This window comes from Nitrosopumilus zosterae (assembly GCF_025998175.1).
Lineage (GTDB): Archaea > Thermoproteota > Nitrososphaeria > Nitrososphaerales > Nitrosopumilaceae > Nitrosopumilus > Nitrosopumilus zosterae.
The window spans coordinates 396,658-412,293 of record NZ_AP026695.1; the positions used below are offsets into that span (position 1 = coordinate 396,658).

The 15,636-nt window shown below is 36.4% G+C and carries 17 protein-coding genes and 1 tRNA gene; 9 read left to right on the top strand and 9 right to left on the bottom strand.

The window, feature by feature from the left end:
* The first annotated feature begins 131 nt into the window (after positions 1-131).
* The 4 genes from OO712_RS02375 (at position 132) to OO712_RS02390 (ending at position 1,765) form a co-directional block, all read left to right on the top strand.
* Positions 132-305, top strand: a complete 174-nt coding sequence (locus OO712_RS02375; RefSeq protein ID WP_160049209.1) for a hypothetical protein — start codon at positions 132-134, stop codon at positions 303-305.
* Between the two features lie 73 nt (positions 306-378).
* Entirely contained in the window at positions 379-540 is a 162-nt protein-coding gene (locus tag OO712_RS02380; RefSeq protein WP_160049208.1) for a hypothetical protein, read from the top strand.
* Positions 541-568: 28 nt separating this feature from the next.
* Positions 569-1,138 carry a hypothetical protein gene (locus OO712_RS02385; RefSeq protein ID WP_146195990.1) on the top strand — a complete coding sequence of 190 codons (570 nt, stop codon included), beginning with the start codon at positions 569-571 and terminating at the stop codon, positions 1,136-1,138.
* Positions 1,139-1,402: 264 nt separating this feature from the next.
* Positions 1,403-1,765 carry a hypothetical protein gene (locus tag OO712_RS02390; RefSeq protein WP_109876812.1) on the top strand — a complete coding sequence of 121 codons (363 nt, stop codon included), beginning with the start codon at positions 1,403-1,405 and terminating at the stop codon, positions 1,763-1,765.
* A 383-nt stretch (positions 1,766-2,148) separates the two neighbouring features.
* Here the strand turns inward: OO712_RS02390 and OO712_RS02395 are convergent.
* Positions 2,149-2,263, bottom strand: a tRNA-Met gene (locus OO712_RS02395).
* Between the two features lie 211 nt (positions 2,264-2,474).
* Here OO712_RS02395 and OO712_RS02400 point away from each other — a divergent pair.
* Complete coding sequence (locus tag OO712_RS02400) at positions 2,475-4,001, top strand: hypothetical protein (RefSeq protein WP_264953837.1); 1,527 nt, start codon at positions 2,475-2,477, stop codon at positions 3,999-4,001.
* Position 4,002: 1 nt separating this feature from the next.
* On the opposite strand, the gene OO712_RS02405 is transcribed toward OO712_RS02400, so the two are convergent.
* The 3 genes from OO712_RS02405 to OO712_RS02415 form a co-directional block, all read right to left on the bottom strand.
* The gene (locus OO712_RS02405; RefSeq protein WP_109876811.1) at positions 4,003-5,664 is read right to left on the bottom strand and encodes a DNA topoisomerase I; all 1,662 of its coding nucleotides are present in this window, start codon (positions 5,662-5,664) and stop codon (positions 4,003-4,005) included.
* 75 nt (positions 5,665-5,739) lie between these two features.
* On the bottom strand, positions 5,740-6,570 hold the full coding sequence (locus OO712_RS02410; RefSeq protein ID WP_109876810.1) for an SDR family oxidoreductase: 831 nt from the start codon (positions 6,568-6,570) through the stop codon (positions 5,740-5,742).
* 41 nt (positions 6,571-6,611) lie between these two features.
* On the bottom strand, positions 6,612-9,122 hold the full coding sequence (locus tag OO712_RS02415) for a DEAD/DEAH box helicase (protein WP_109876809.1): 2,511 nt from the start codon (positions 9,120-9,122) through the stop codon (positions 6,612-6,614).
* Positions 9,123-9,217: 95 nt separating this feature from the next.
* Between OO712_RS02415 and OO712_RS02420 the strand changes: the two genes are divergently transcribed.
* Positions 9,218-9,994, top strand: a complete 777-nt coding sequence (locus OO712_RS02420) for a DNA-methyltransferase (RefSeq protein WP_200829059.1) — start codon at positions 9,218-9,220, stop codon at positions 9,992-9,994.
* A 1-nt stretch (position 9,995) separates the two neighbouring features.
* Here OO712_RS02420 and OO712_RS02425 read toward each other — a convergent pair whose 3' ends face one another.
* Positions 9,996-10,343 (bottom strand): Sec-independent protein translocase subunit TatA/TatB, encoded by a 348-nt coding sequence (locus OO712_RS02425; RefSeq protein WP_109876807.1) that lies wholly within the window; start codon positions 10,341-10,343, stop codon positions 9,996-9,998.
* Positions 10,344-10,476: 133 nt separating this feature from the next.
* On the opposite strand from OO712_RS02425, the gene OO712_RS02430 reads away from it, so the two are divergent.
* Positions 10,477-10,791, top strand: coding sequence for a P-II family nitrogen regulator (locus OO712_RS02430; RefSeq protein ID WP_109876806.1), 315 nt, complete (start codon positions 10,477-10,479; stop codon positions 10,789-10,791).
* Here the strand turns inward: OO712_RS02430 and OO712_RS02435 are convergent.
* Genes OO712_RS02435 through OO712_RS02445 form a run of 3 tightly spaced genes read right to left on the bottom strand, consistent with a single transcriptional unit; the run spans position 10,788 to position 13,403 of the window.
* On the bottom strand, positions 10,788-11,942 hold the full coding sequence (locus OO712_RS02435; RefSeq protein WP_109876805.1) for an MFS transporter: 1,155 nt from the start codon (positions 11,940-11,942) through the stop codon (positions 10,788-10,790). The two genes, OO712_RS02430 and OO712_RS02435, sit on opposite strands and share 4 nt — an antisense overlap.
* Positions 11,939-12,628 carry a class I SAM-dependent methyltransferase gene (locus OO712_RS02440; protein WP_109876804.1) on the bottom strand — a complete coding sequence of 230 codons (690 nt, stop codon included), beginning with the start codon at positions 12,626-12,628 and terminating at the stop codon, positions 11,939-11,941. The genes OO712_RS02435 and OO712_RS02440 overlap by 4 nt, the downstream gene beginning before the upstream one ends.
* A 49-nt stretch (positions 12,629-12,677) precedes the next feature.
* Entirely contained in the window at positions 12,678-13,403 is a 726-nt protein-coding gene (locus OO712_RS02445; protein ID WP_109876803.1) for an archaeal proteasome endopeptidase complex subunit alpha, read from the bottom strand.
* A 106-nt stretch (positions 13,404-13,509) separates the two neighbouring features.
* Here OO712_RS02445 and OO712_RS02450 point away from each other — a divergent pair, with 106 nt between their 5' ends.
* Positions 13,510-13,893: an ArsR/SmtB family transcription factor gene (locus tag OO712_RS02450; protein ID WP_109876802.1), complete on the top strand. Its 384-nt coding sequence runs from the start codon at positions 13,510-13,512 to the stop codon at positions 13,891-13,893.
* Between the two features lie 67 nt (positions 13,894-13,960).
* Positions 13,961-15,235: a Glu/Leu/Phe/Val family dehydrogenase gene (locus OO712_RS02455; RefSeq protein ID WP_109876906.1), complete on the top strand. Its 1,275-nt coding sequence runs from the start codon at positions 13,961-13,963 to the stop codon at positions 15,233-15,235.
* Here OO712_RS02455 and OO712_RS02460 read toward each other — a convergent pair.
* Positions 15,232-15,609, bottom strand: a complete 378-nt coding sequence (locus tag OO712_RS02460; protein ID WP_109876801.1) for a toprim domain-containing protein — start codon at positions 15,607-15,609, stop codon at positions 15,232-15,234. The genes OO712_RS02455 and OO712_RS02460 overlap by 4 nt on opposite strands.
* Positions 15,610-15,636 lie beyond the last annotated feature (27 nt).

A 15,636-nucleotide genomic window follows, 5' to 3' on the forward strand; every position in this document is an offset into this window, starting at 1 on the left:
TTCTGTATTGTGATTACTTGTCATTGACCATGTATTGCAGAGTAACAATCTGGTGTCTTGCTTGGTTTAACTCGTCTCTCTGCTTGATGATTTTCTCTGTCAGTTCTGTGACCTTCTGTCTAAAGCTAGGAATGGATAAAGTACAACCTACATGGACTCCTGATGGAAAAACTCACTATGCACTAGTGTTTGTGGATCCGAAAAAATCTGCAGGTTCTTGGGTATTCTCTGGAAATGCATTGGCAATCCATTCAATGAATGAGACACCATTCACGGTAAGCTACGCAGTAGTGCTTACTGAATAATTCTCTTTTTTATTTTCTTGGCATGCCACAACCTAGTGACTATTCTCAAATAATTTTCATCTTATAGTATATCATGCAAGTTGTAGTTTCGTGTGAATGCGTCCCAAAATCAAACCTGTTACCTACAGTGGTTGGAAGTGAGGCCAAAAACCCTCTTCCCATCAGCAAAGGGAAATATTCTGAATCTATGGGATTATCGTGTCTTGTTGCAGATGATTTTGAAGATTTTGCTTAATCAAATAAGAGGAGGTGAGTATAAAATTATGAAAGTAAAACTAACGGTATTTGTTGCAGTTCTTACAGCATCTCTGTTGCTGGCTGGCCCAAGTCATGCATTTGCAGCCTCATCACCATCATCCAGAATATTGGCAATTGTTCCAACAAGTGTTGAGAACATTCATTCTGTGATATTTGAGGTGTGTGCAAGTGATACAGTAAACATGAGAGCGCCTGAGGTAATCATTAATTCTTTGGCAGAGGTAAAAAATGTCAAATTGAGTAAGGTTATTGCAAAGGGCACATGTACTACTAATGCAGCTCAGCTAAGTGCATTTGATCCTGCAAATATCAAGATTAAGGTAATAGACAAATCAAAGCTTAACACAATGGTTGATCAGGCTGAAAAGAACCTAATCAAGATAAAATCAGACATATCAAAAACTAATGCAGAGTTACAAGGTTTGTTAGATAACATACCTGGAAACACTCCTACGAAGAAAGATGACATAGCCAAGATCAATGACTTGACATCAAAACTATCCGAACTTAGAATGCAACTCAAAGATGTTAGAAGTGAATATCATAGACTACTATACATCCTGAAAGGAAATTAGTAGTATATTTTTTATTTTTTTATTTTTTGCTGTCATTACAACAGATGGTATGATCTTGATAATGTTTTCAGGATTCACACTTAACAATTGAACCCATTGATCATCTTGAAATAACTCTTAATGGCATACCACAACAAATTATCAATCATTACATAATATTTTCTGATACAACATTTGGCTAAAACGTATTGATGTATAACATGCCTTTGGAGATACCTTCGAATCATGGCAGTAACATCTGATACGTTTTACCAATGAACTGAAATGAAAAAAATAAAATTTGCAAATAACATACTTGGGCTGTCATTAATCACCCTTTTGTCCTTTTCAATATTATCCACATCTGTATTTGGAGAAACACCAAAAAACCCAAATGTGCATTCGATAAAAATTCAATACGTAACTAAAGTTTCAGACAACTCTTACTATGTTAATTTTAAAGCATGTATCGGAAAAAATCATGTTAACACGCCAACATTTGCAGTTACTACTGATACTAATTCTAAATTTATCACATATGACAAGATTCACTTGGCAAATACCTGCAAGACCTACGATGCTTCTGTCAATGCAAAACATACATCCAGTATTTCTATACAAATGATAGATACTGTAGTAAAAAAATAAACATTTGTGATACGAAAACAACATTGCAAAAATTGCGGTAAATGTATTGGTAGGGTAAATTATGAATGATAAAATGATGCAACCATATGAAGTTTAGATTAAATGAAAAAATGATTTTTGTACAAAAATCTGAAATAATGTAATTCTAGCCTTAAAATTTGACTCTGTGCTAATGTCATGGCATTAACAATCCCAAATTTGCGTCTATTTTTAACCCCAAAATGGTATATGAGTCTCGTGAAGTTGAACCCGATTGTGGTGTTATAGTTGTATGCCAGTAATTCTCATGATGGGAGTTGAATATTGATTCTCTTCTTTGAAGCATGCGTGGTACTCAATGACCTTACATTAGGTCGCGGGGGAGTATTAAACTAATTTGTGTGTGCCGGGGGCGAGTTTCGAACTCGCGACCTCCAGATTATGAGTATTGCCTTAGTTGGAGAACCGTTAGAGATTACCAAGCGAACTGGCACTCTAACCAGGCTGAGCTACCCCGGCATACTATATGCCTAAAAATTTGGGAAATTAAATGATTCTACAAGATCTTTGAGTTTGTCACATGACTCCCTCAAAAATATAATTTCTCCATGCGGTGCATTGCAATGCATTCCTACAGCTTATCTTGATTTTTGATGTTGCATTAATGATGAGAAAAAGTTTTCAAAACTTTTCTATTTTAACATTAATTATTGCATTATCCTTTATTGTAATGATCTCTCAAGAAGTATCAAATCCAGTCCATGCTGAAGAATATGATTTTGTAGCTGGAATACGCAATGAAGTAACTTTTCATTTCAGAGATGGCATTGAAACTGTGAATTTTCCTGTTTTTTCCACCACTTCGGATATTGTATCTAACGTTGGAACTAGTTTTGAAGTTGAAGGTGTTGTGGGAAATAACCCCTACTTGCACAAGGCATTAGATGAAGCATATCTCTATAGAATGTCTACTTTAACTGGAGGTAATAGTTTTGAATATAATTATAGATACTTTGATGTTGATGTTAACGTAGTTCAAAATGAAATTATTCTAAAATCATTCAAGTATAACAACTGTGAAATTTCTGGATATGGTCTATCTACTCTTACAGATGACTATGAATCCTATTTAGCACCTGATACTGGATTTGCAATTGTAAATAATATACAATTTAGATGTAGTGGGGTTGGAATTAATTTATCTTCTGATAAATCTGATTTGAATTCTATGTCGCGTAGTTTTGTTGATTATGGCTCGTTGCCTTTTACACTTGCAGAAGACGTTCGTACTTTTCTTACATTTGAATTCGATCATGGCTCTGAAAAAATAGAGTCTGTGATTTTTACCTTGACTTCGGGATTCAATGAGGCCAATGATAGTGGTCCTAGCTTTCAGATAATTACTGCTGTCCTACCTCATCCTTTGATAGATGATGCAATTGATAAATCTCGAAAGGTTTCCGGTATGGCATCTGTGTTTAATGAAGATTTTGATGTGTCTGTAGAATTTACAAATTCTCAAGAAATACTGCGAGGTCTTGATTTTAAAGATTGCATAGTAAGTGGATATGACATATTGACTCTGAGAGATAAGGAGGAAGGCTATACTGGAAAACGAGGATTTGCTACTGCTGAAATTCTTGATGTTGCTTGTTCTGGTTTGACTCCAGTTAATCCTGCTTTTGATAACTTGCATGATGCCAAAGAATCTCGGTATTCTCAGATGAGTAATACTCACACGACAAATTCCTATAACATGGGAAATGGTCCCCACATAATTGCCACTTTTGATTTTAACAGTGGCACTGAAGTTGTAGATTTTCCCGAGTTCTACCAAGGCAATCTGATTGCAAGGGCAAATCCAACATTTACACTTGTGGGGGTTCCTGGTGTCACTCCATTGCTATATGATGTAGTTGATCGTACTAGGGAGTCTGGATCAAAATCAACTGGTGTCTCTTCCCAAGTAGAATTGTTTGATGTAAATCTTGTTCTAGTATATGGCGATGATGTTGTTCGGGGCTTTGATTATACAAAATGTCGTATTGTCGATTATATGGTAAGAACAGAACACGATGGAGAGGAGAGCTTTTACAAAGGATTTGCTTTAACTGATGAATTCTATTTTGAATGCCATGGGTATGAACCATTTGATCCAAAATATGATGCGCTATTTGATGCTCCACATGCAAAGACAGAGTCTTCGTTAAATTGGAAAGAAAAACAAAGAGATACTTGGGGTTCTAACTTTAGATAAATTACCTTATGCTCTTCCAATCAACATTCTCGTTTTTGACCCAGAGGAATTTCTTTTGCAATGCAGATGTGTACAGTTTCTCCCATTCTGCACCTACCTCATCAGTCCATGCCTTGAAAACGCGAGGATCGATATAATTTCTCAAAGATGTTCCGATGTTGTAATCTTTAGTTTTCTCAGACAGATCAATTTGCAATTCTAATTTCTGCAATCTTTCTTTGTGTTTTGCCTTTTGTTTTTTGATTTGCTCGTTTAATGTCTTGACTCGCTTTTCTTTGGCCTTCTTTTGTACATCTGTCTTTGGGGCAGATGCCTCGACTTTTTTAAGAGTCTCTTGTGTCTTCTTCCAAGACTCTTCCTTTTCGACTTTTTTAAGAGTCTCTCTTTTCTTTTCTAATGATTGCTCAAATGTCTTTGGAATTGTTCTTTTGTGATTGCACATCATGGCAGCTTCAAGATTTGCCAATTTTGCATGGTATAGTTTCTCAGTTGCGGTCTTTCCCTTCATGTCATCATGTTTGACTAGGTAGTTTTTGACAACCGTTGTAGCAAGATATGTTCTGAACACCTTGGCAGTTAGACCCTTTACAATGCTTGAATAATATGCATTAACGTGCCTTGATGTAATGTCGTCAAAAATCTCGTCTTTTGGTTTTTTCTTTTCTACTAATTTCTTTAGGTTCTCTTGAAACTGCTTATCGTGTCCTTCTGCAACTACTGTCTCTTGCCATCTTACACTATCTTTTCCGAGAAAATCAAATTCTATGGTCTTATCAGTAATTTTGATGTGCTCTTTTCTTAGTGTGGTGGCACCTACGGTATCTGCCTCGTCAGGATCCTTTTCGTCTCCGACCCTCATCGCGGTTCTATAAATCAAATAACATGCAGTTGCAATTCTGCTAATTTTTGGATCCTTTATTTTCATGTCCTTTACAATTCTGTCTTTGATTTTGTCGATCTCCTTTGCAAGCTTTACTGCTTTTTCGTACTTTTCTTTATCACGATCTTGCTTTAGTCCTGCAGTATCTGCAAGCCACACGTATTTTCTTTTTTGCGTCAGAAAATCCATCCAGCTTGCAAGCCACATGGAGTCTTTATCGTGAATAATTTTTCCCCACTCGCCTTCGGGTACTTTGGCCTCTTTTCCAAGATTTAATGTGACGTCTTTTGCAGTGACTCTTGGTTTCCACCTGCCTCTTAGTGGGTGTTCTCCCCTGCCGATGAATATTCCTGGAGGTTCTGCCATATAGTTTCCAACTTCCACCTCCTTTCCATCCATGATGGCAATTCCGTATTTTGACTTTAATTTTTCACGCAGTTCTTTTCTTTTTGCTGCGAGAGCTTTTTTCTCTTCTTTTGTCATCATTTCTCTGGTGTCTTTTTCTTTGTCGACCACTTTGTATGCATTTGAAAAATCAATATCTTCATATGATATTTTTTTAAATTTGGAATCTAGAGTTTTAGCAAAATCTGCTGTAAAATTTTTCTGAAAAACCTTGTCTTGACCATATGGTGTGTCTTTCTTTTTTGCCCATTGATACACCATCTCTTCTTGATTTAGATCAAGAGGGACATTTTCGCCTTTGATCTTAATTGTGATACCTTGAGCCTCATATTCAGGAGGAAATAAGATTCCATTATGTTGTAGCGTTTTCCATTTCATTCTTTTCACTTTAAAATTGCGGACTTTGACAAAAACTCTATTCTATGCGTATATCAATTTAACGTACAAGAGATTTTAGCCTGGAAATAGCTCTTTACTCAAGTATTTCTCAAATTCCATGTCTGTTTTCATCTTTTTTGCTTCCATAAACATGGCAGCATCAGTTCCTACAATGTATCTTGGCAACATTTCATCATCATGAATTGCTTTCATTATCACTTTGGCAACCTCTGATGGTGACGTTCCCATTTGCACCATCATCTTCAATCCTGCTAGAATATGATCAGTTAGTTCTTTGTATTTTGGGTCTGTCTTTGAATCTGGAATCTTCATTGATTCGAAAAAGTTTGTTTTGATCACTCCTGGCTCAATTAAGGTGGTCTTTATTCCAAACTGCCCGAGTTCGTATCGTAAGCATTCTCCCAGTCCTTCCAGTGCAAACTTTGAACTGATATAAGCTGGAGACCCTGGAAGTCCCATTCTTCCTGCGACTGAACTGATGTTTATGATGTTTCCTGATTTTTGTTTTCTCATGATTGGAGCTACTTCTTGAATTATTCTTATGATGCTGAAAAAATTAGTTTCAAACTGTTTTCTAAAATCATCAATTGACACATCTTCTGTGCATCCAAATTGACCATACCCTGCATTGTTCACTAGTACATCTATTCTTCCACAATCAGCAATTATTTTTTTAATTGTAGAAACTATTGATTCTTCTCTGTCTACATCTAGTTCTATAATTTCAACTGAAAGGTTTTCTTTTTTTGCAGCTTGCTCTATCTCTCCTGCTTTTTTTGTATTTCTCATACTTGCAAAAGTTTTGTATCCGTCCCTTGAAAGTGCCAGTGCTGTTTCTAATCCAATTCCCGAAGAACTGCCTGTGACAAGAGCTACTTTTTCCATGCAATTGCTATAATTTTGGCATATTTATCCCATTTTGATTATCATACTAATGGCCTGTCTCCTTCAGTAGGATCTACCAATTCTGTTTTTTCACCCTTGTGTATTCTTTCAAGAATCTCCAATGCCGAATATTTGTGAAGGAATTCATTATTGTTTCCACATCTGTATGAGAATGTACATCGTGGACACCCTGACTCATTTTTGCATGGACATTCCTTTACAATGTACATGCTTCTCTCAAGGACTTTTTCAAATCTATCATACAATGCTTTACTGGCGCCACTTCCGCCAATTGCACCATCATAGATGAAAATCAGGCCTGACGTGCCTAACGATATGCCTCCCAAGTCTTGAGACACTCCGCCTGTAATCATGTTGCTTCCTTCAATTACGACATGCTCTGTTGCATGATATCCGCTGGCTTCTGTGTAATCCTCATCCTCTGCCTTTTCCATTATCTTTAGTGGTCTTGGTGCATGAAAGACAATCCCTTTTGTAACAAAATCATACTCTAGTGGTGCATCAAGCATCACTTTTTCCCCCTGAGTGATTTCTTGTCCTAGCTCTATGTTGACATATCCGTAGACTTTTTTCTGAATGTGTAATTTACAAAAAGCAACCTCTATTCCGTTTGCTCTTCTTCTCTCAAAAACCGTCTCAATGGTGGGCCATTCTTCTGTGAGTGATTTTGTATAGTATGGATAGTCTCTTGAAATTCTTTCTAGTTTTGCAATATTTTTTTTAGGATAGTCGAATTCTTTTACCTTGTATCTGATTCCTGCTAAAAAATAGATTGCGTCTTTGTGCAACTCCTCAAGCGCGATTGGCAGTACTCTGTCTCCAACTTTTCTGTCTGATAAAAAGATGTCAATAGATTTGCCGATTCCTCTTATGCTGTATTCGTTCAGCATGGAATTTATTTTGTCAAAATTTGGAACAATCCTGTTGTTGATTATTTTGAGATTTTCTCTGATGATGTGGTGTTCAATGATTTCTTCGTGCTCTTTTAATTCGTGTTTGGAAATCGGCCTGTCACATGCCATTGCCAACACTTGAAATTCCTCCACGAATGGATTCTTGGGGTCGATGTATGTTTTTTCAATATCTTCAAAATAATCATCCGGATGATTCTTGTAGTATTGAGAAATAGGATCGTTTCCCAAGGCCAGGAATGCATAACCTCTTTGTCCTTTTCGTGCAGCTCTTCCTATTCTTTGGATCAGTCTGTTTACCGGAATTGTAGATGAGATGACGCAATCCACGTTTCCTACATCTATGCCTAATTCAAGCGTAGGGGTGCATGAAATTGCTTGTAATTTGTCCTCTTTGAACTCTCTCTCTACTGCAGTTCTGTAATTTGCCATCAGCCCTGCACGATGAACTTTGATGTTGACTTTTTGCTTTTTTGCTTGTATTGCTAGAAGCTCGGAGTTTAGATGTGAATTGTTAAACACCATGGTCTTGTGCTTTTTTTCAGTTAATTTTTTTGTCAGTTCTACCATGAGTTTTCTTTGAGTTCTGAGTGATGGAAATAGCATCACAAAATCTGTCTGGCCTTTTTTTCCAGAACCGTGAATTATTTGCATTTTTTCTCCAAACAACTGCTCACAGAATTTTTTTGCGTCATCTAGAGTTGCTGATGCTGCAACAAATTGCAGTTTGTTGCTGCAAATTCTTTTGAGTCTCTTTATGATATAATGTACGTTTGAACCAAAAATTCCCGAATATACGTGGGCCTCATCTACAATCAGAATTCTTGTTGATGATAGTAATGACGAAAATTTTGTCTGATGCCACATGTGATAATGCAACACATCAAAATTTGTAACTAAGATCTGAGGTGGATTTTCAACAATATCTCTTCTTTCTGGAACTTTGGTGTCTCCATCAAAAACTTTGACATCCACTCCGATCTTTTCAGCAAATTTTTGGATTTTTGGGAATTGATCTCTTGCCAAAGCTTTTGTAGGGTATACGAAGATTGCAAAAACATTTCCTTGGTTTGCTTCCTTTTTTATTCTCTGGATGACTGGAATCAAAAATGCTTCCGTTTTTCCTGATGCCGTTGGTGCCTCGATCACAACATTTTCTCCAAACATGATTTCTTGGATTGTCTCTTCTTGAAACTTGTAAAATTCTTCTATCTGTAATTCTTTGAGGTGCTCTGTGATTGATTCCTCCAGGCCCATATCTTCTATTTTGCAGCCCATTTTGGGCTCAGGATTCTTCAAAACTTTGTATTGCGAAATATAGTCTTTTTTTGAAAATAGGATCTCCTCTGTAATTTTGTCTGGCTTGTTATCTGCTATCATCTCTTTGATTTCGTTTTCTGCCCTGATGATTCCCTCATCCTTTAAACCGTCTGATAATCCCTTCTCGGTAACTAGCCCCTTATCAAATCTTGAGAGAAATTCAAGGAATACCTCGTCAATGTTTTTTGAAAATTCTAGCAGATCCTCGATGCCACATTTTCCACAGGAGACATGCATCTTTTTGTTGAATGTTTTTTGTATCTCTATCTTTGATTTACATTTTGGACATGCGAATTTCAAGATCTACTTGATTGGCATTATTTGGTGATTTATTGTTTAATCATCATTATGGATCCATGACATTATTAAGCTAGGAATTGGTCTTGAATTTAAAAATGAAAAAAATTGAAATTAATAATATTTACAATCTAAATTGCATTGAAGGGATGAATTTAATTCCTAAAAATAAGATTGATCTTGTAATTACCGATCCTCCGTTTGCTATAAATTTCAAAGCAAACAAGGCAAATTATAACAGAACGTCATCTAGAGTATTGACCGGTTATAACGAAATCAAACCTGGAGATTACTATGATTTTACATTTGCATGGATGAGTGAAGTTTTTCGAATTCTAAAGGATTCCGGAAGCATGTATGTTTTTTCTGGATGGAATAATCTCAAAGACATTTTGCGTGCATTAGATGACGTCGGATTTACTACAGTTAATCATATTATTTGGAAATATCAATTTGGAGTAGTAACGAAAAAAAAATTTGTTACTTCCCACTATCATTGTCTTTATGTTTGCAAAGACAATAAGAAGCGAAAATTCTATCCTTTTTCCAGATTTCAAAAAAATGACAAAACAAAAGACGGCCGGAGCCTTCATTATAAAGACAAGGAGGACGTATGGGATATCAAAAGAGAGTATTGGACTGGGGATGAAAAAACTCCTACTAAACTTCCTTCTGAGATCATCAAGAAATTACTTGAATATTCAAGTGAAAAAAAAGATGTCGTGTTTGATCCTTTTCTTGGTTCAGGACAAGTTGCAGTTGTAAGTAAATCACTTAATCGACGTTATCTTGGATTTGAAATAGTTTCAGATTACTACAAATTTGCCAAAAAACGACTTGATAAAAACATGTACAGAATAAAGACATCAAAATAATCTACTTTTTACTTTCTGACTCGTCAATTCTCTTTTGGCCTATTTTCTCAGAGATGCTTTTTCTTAACTCGTCATCTGTTTTACCTTCTACTTTGACTCCTGCTGTTCTTGCAATCATCTCCAGCTTTTCTCTTTCTGTTTCAACTGGTCCTGAAATTTTTGGTGATTCTTCGGTAACTTCTTTCATGTGGTCTTGAATTTCGTTTTTTGCTTTGTTGTACTCATTTACTGCTTTTCCAAGTTTTCTTGCAGCACCTGGAAGTCTTCCAGTGCCTAAAATTAGTACCAGTGCTAAAAAAATTATGATTAGCCATTCGCTTCCACCTACGTTTAGTGAATGTTCTAACATATTCTGCTATAACCAAATTTGAAATTAAACGTAATGTTGGAGATTTATGCCTAGAGTGGCAGGAATATTTTCATTGAATATCATTCATGAGAAGTACTTATTGATTTAAATAAATTCAGAACGTTATACATTTATGAAAAAAATTGAAGCTATAATTCAATCTGGAGCAAAAGATGCAGTCGTTGCTGCAATTAAGAAGATTGGCGTTGGTGGAATAACTGTTCACCAAGTTCAAGGACAAGGCTCACAGGATCCTCCGCTAGTTGGACAATACTTTAGCAGGGATATGATAATTTGTGTGGTAGACGATCCTAAAGTGGATGAAATTTTAGATGCGATTGCAAATGTTGCATGCACTGGAACAAAGGGTGACGGTAAAGTTTTTGTCACTCCTGTTGATGACGCACTTGATATTTGCACCAAAAAACGCGGAACCACCTCTATCTAATTTAGAACTCTTTGTGGTTCTAGTTTCTTTCTAGATATGATTGCAAATATTACGACTCCGATTCCTATTATGCAAAATAGCGCATAGGGTGTTTCATTTCCAAATGATTGCGCAATTGGTCCACCAATAGTTGGTCCTATTGCCCAACCCATTCCAAAAATTGTTTCATATGCGCCAATTATTTTCCCTGATATTGCTTTTCTAGTTTTGCTCAAAACAATCTCTAGTGTAAGGGGGAAGAATATGCTGAACCCGAATCCCATCAAAACCAGCGCAATTCCAAAAGTTACTGTTGAATCTGCAAAAATTGACATTGCCAATCCTATTGATGCTGCACTTGTTCCGGCAATCAGAGTTCGACTTGTGTTTCTTGCCAACTTTCCAGCCAATGCAAGAGACACAACTCGTGATATTCCAAAAACAAAATAGAGTGACAAGATATCGGAATCTGTCATGCCTCTGTCATTTAGAAATGCGGGATAAATTGTGAGTATGATTCCGAATGACGATGTACAAAAAATCAGCAATATTATGGCTTCCGGAAATTTTTTCATCTCTTTAATTGATGAAAATGAAAATCCTTCATGATGATTTCTGACGCTTTTTCTTGAAGCTAAAAGAGAAGTGATTATTCCAGTAGCTAGGATGAATGCCGCGATTTGGAATAGAATTCTATATGTGACATCAAGGCTTTCTAGTACTGCTGTTCCAAGCAATGGGCCTACCATAAAACCAATTACAAAAAACATTGTGAACCAAGAAATATTTCTGACTCTGTTTTTCTCGGTGCTTTCATTAGATATTATGGATTCGCACGGTGGCCAAAAAAAGGCATGAGCTATTCCTGTCATAATTCTAAATCCCATTATTTCCGGAACTGATTGTGCAATTGATAAAAGGTAGATGGATGTAGAATTGACTGCAGCTCCTAATGCAAGCAAATAACCATTGTTGATTCTATCAAGAAGAATTCCAACAAATAATGGAATGAACATGTAGGGGATGAAATTTGTTAATCCGATTAATCCGAGCTCAGAATATGTCGCACCGATTACATTCTTTGCAAAAACTGGTAATATTGGACCGTGTAGTCCATATGAAATTCCTATGATTAGACCTGTGATGTTGACTAATATCAGAACTCTGTTCATTTGTATGCGGCAACCATTATTGCCCCGCCCATAAGATCTTTCTCAAATTCAACTCTGGAAAATTTTTCTAGTAATAACGCTTCCAGCTTTTTGTTTGCAGGCCATCTTTTGAATGTCCCATACAATGTTCCAAACTTTAATCCTAATCTTCCACCTGCAACAAACGCTAGAATGGGGAGGATGCATCGCAGATAAAACGAAACTCCTGCTCTGATGAATGCTTCGTCTGGTTTTCCCAAATCAACAATCACGAATCTTCCGTCATTTTTTAAAACTCTGTGAATTTCAGAAATTGCAATCCTCAAATTGATTGCATCCCTTAACGAATATCCGCACAAAACTGCGTCAAATTCCTCGTCTCTAAATGGAATGTGTTCAAAAACTCCATTTGCCATGTCTGGTGATTTATCAAAATGCTTGCCTGTATTTTTTAGCATGGGGACTAGAGGGTCATAAAGTGTAATTGAAATTTTCCCATCAGTTAATTTCATTGCAGTCTTTGACATGTTGCCAAAACCAGAACCTGCGTCAAGAATTTTATTCCCTGGAAGAACTCTTCCCGAAATTCCGCGATTTCTATGCTCTGCATCTTTGCCTAATGAAATTATGGAATTTACTTTGTCATAGACAGGAATGATTTCTCGAAGTACATCCATTACTTCGCCCCAGTAACTTCCTAAACCCATATTTATCGTCTCAGTATACTTGGTTGAATAGTTTTCAAATCTAAAACTTCTATTGAGTGTTAAACTTTGATGCGTTTTTAGAATAATTTTCCAAGTCTGATTCGGAAACTTTCTCAAAAACTTTTGTCTTGTCTGTTATCTTTGCCATCTTTACATTGCTTGCACCATCTTTCTGCTCTGCCTTTAGATTGATTGCTGCAATTGCAAGTCCTGCTGCATCCTCCAAACTCATATCTTTGCTGTAATATTTTTCTAAAAATTCATTGACATCCTCTGCACCTGCACCAATTGCCACTGCTGAATATTGCAAATAAGTTCCACTTGGATCTGTGACATAGATTGATCCTCCCTTTTGATCAATTCCTGCAATAATCATGGAAACTCCATTTGGACGGACTCCGCCATATTGTGTGAATTGGTGTGCTTGATCAGCTAAATGTTTGGCAACTGTTGAGACTTCTACTGATTCATCATAAGTCATTCTATTTCCTTGTGAAAAGAATCTTGCACTATCTACTTGAACACGTGCATCTGGGATGTATCCTGCTGCGGCTACGCCGATATGATAATCCACTTGAAAAATTTTCTGTGTAACGTTCTTAGTCTGTAATGGACGTGGTTTTTCCTCTACTGCTAAAATGACTCCTTCTTTGCTAAGAATCCCAATTGCAGTGGTTCCCCTCTTTACCGTCTCAATTGCGTATTCTACTTGGTAAATTCTGCCATCTGGAGAATACATGGTTGGTGTCATATCGTAACCACGTGATGCCATCATGTTATCACGAGTCCATTCTCAGTCAATTTAAGGGTAATTGTCCTTGCCTGAATATGGAAAAGATCTGGAAATAGGGTTTTAAGCAAAATTATACATGTTCTATTATATGTCAAATCAACTTCTGGAATTCAAAGAAATCATTCGATCAAAGCATGTCTCTAACACAAGAAAACCAGACAAGCAAACTCGGAAATTACTTCTCTACCTTTTCACAAGTACTAGGGGCGGATTCACTCGTTTAAGAATAATTGTGCATCTTCTTGAAAGACCATACAACACGCATCAGTTAGCGCAAACCCTTGATCTTGATTACAAGGCTGTTCAGCACCACATGAAAATTCTTGAAAAAAATAATATGGTCTCAAAAATTGGGGAAAAATACGGGGCAATTTTTCATCTCTCAAACTTCCTTGAATTAAACATACATACTTTGGAAGAGGCAATAGATAAGCTAGATAGAAAAATGAATCAGAAAAAAATATACCTGTGATTTTATATTTACCGATCTCAAATTTTGAATCAAACTTAATATAATATGCTCAATTTTGAAAATCATCTTGGTCAAGAATGATCCTTTTGCAAACGCTACAAAGCAAGTAAATGACGCTTGTGATCTTCTTGGAATTAAAGATCCTGGATTGCGCGAATATCTTGCAATGCCAAATAGAGTTTTGAGAGTAAAGATTCCGGTAAGGATGGATAATGGTAAAATTAGAGTTTTCACAGGTTTTCGAAGTCAGCACAATAACGATCGAGGTCCATACAAAGGAGGCATTCGTTACTTCAATCCAGAAGGTGGAGTTGAATACATGGAACGCGAAGTTATGGCACTTTCATCTTGGATGACTTGGAAATGTGCAATTGTTGATGTTCCGTTAGGCGGGGGAAAAGGTGGCATCTATGTTAATCCTAAAACTGAAAAAATCAGCGAAGCTGAACTAGAGCGATTGACAAGAGGTTTCGCATTTAAAATATTTGAAGTGATTGGTCCTGGAAAAGATATTCCAGCTCCTGATGTTTACACAACGGGAAAAGAAATGACGCAAATCATGGATACTTACAGTAAACTAACTGGAAACATTTACTCTCCTGGTGTGATCACTGGAAAACCAATCTCCATGGGTGGTTCTCTTGCAAGAAATGTTGCAACTGGTTTAGGTGCAGCATACTGTGTAAGGGAAGCTGCAAAAACAATGAAACTTAGTCTGAAAGGTGCCAAAGTTGTTTTGCAAGGATTTGGAAACGCTTCGACATTTGCAGGTGAATACTTGGAAAAAATGGGGGCAAAAATCATTGGTGTTAGTGACTCTAAAGGCTCAATATTGATTTCCAGTGGTGCCAAAGTTAGCAAAATTATTGAATATAAACAAAAACACGGCTCAGTTGTTGGATTTCCAGGGAGTAAAAAGGTTTCAACTGAAGAGCTACTTACTACAAAATGTGATGTTCTAGTTCCAGGTGCATTGGAGAATCAAATTGATGCAAAGATTGCAAAGAATCTGAAATGTAAAATTATTGCCGAAGCTGCAAATGGTCCAACATTGCCAGAAGCTGATCCAATAATTTTCCAAAAGAAAATACTGGTAATCCCCGATATCTTGGCAAACTCTGGCGGTGTATGCATTTCATACCTAGAATGGGTACAAAATAACATGGGCTACTATTGGACATTTGACGAGGTTGCAAACAAGATGGAGAAAAATATCACTAAAGGATTCAAAGATGCATATGAAATGTCAAAGAAACACAAAGTTGACATGAGAAAAGCTACAATGGCTTTAGCAGTTCAAAGAGTTGTTGAGGCATTTAACGAAAAAGGCATCTGGCCTTAGACTAGAAAGGATTCGTAACAAACTAATTGCTCAATAAACATTATCTTTCCTTTTGTAATTAATCTGAGTTTTCTTTTAAAAGACAGATCGATATTTGTTCTTCTTTGCAGCAGTTGAATTGTTTTCCAAGTTAGGTGTCTTCCTTTTCTGTCTCTGTCAAAAAGTATGATGAGGTTTTGATATTTTGCAACGCTGTCTGCAAAGTCTATCATTCCTCTGAACTTGTGAAATTCTAAAACTCTTCCAGAATATCCTAATTTTCTCAATGCATTAGTGTCTCTCTTTCCTTCTACAACAACCACGCTTTTTTCCTTTGAATTCAATTGAAAAACAAAATTTTTCAATTCCCTAATTTCTTGTTCGGAAACTAACACACTAACTAAACTTGTTTTAACATATTA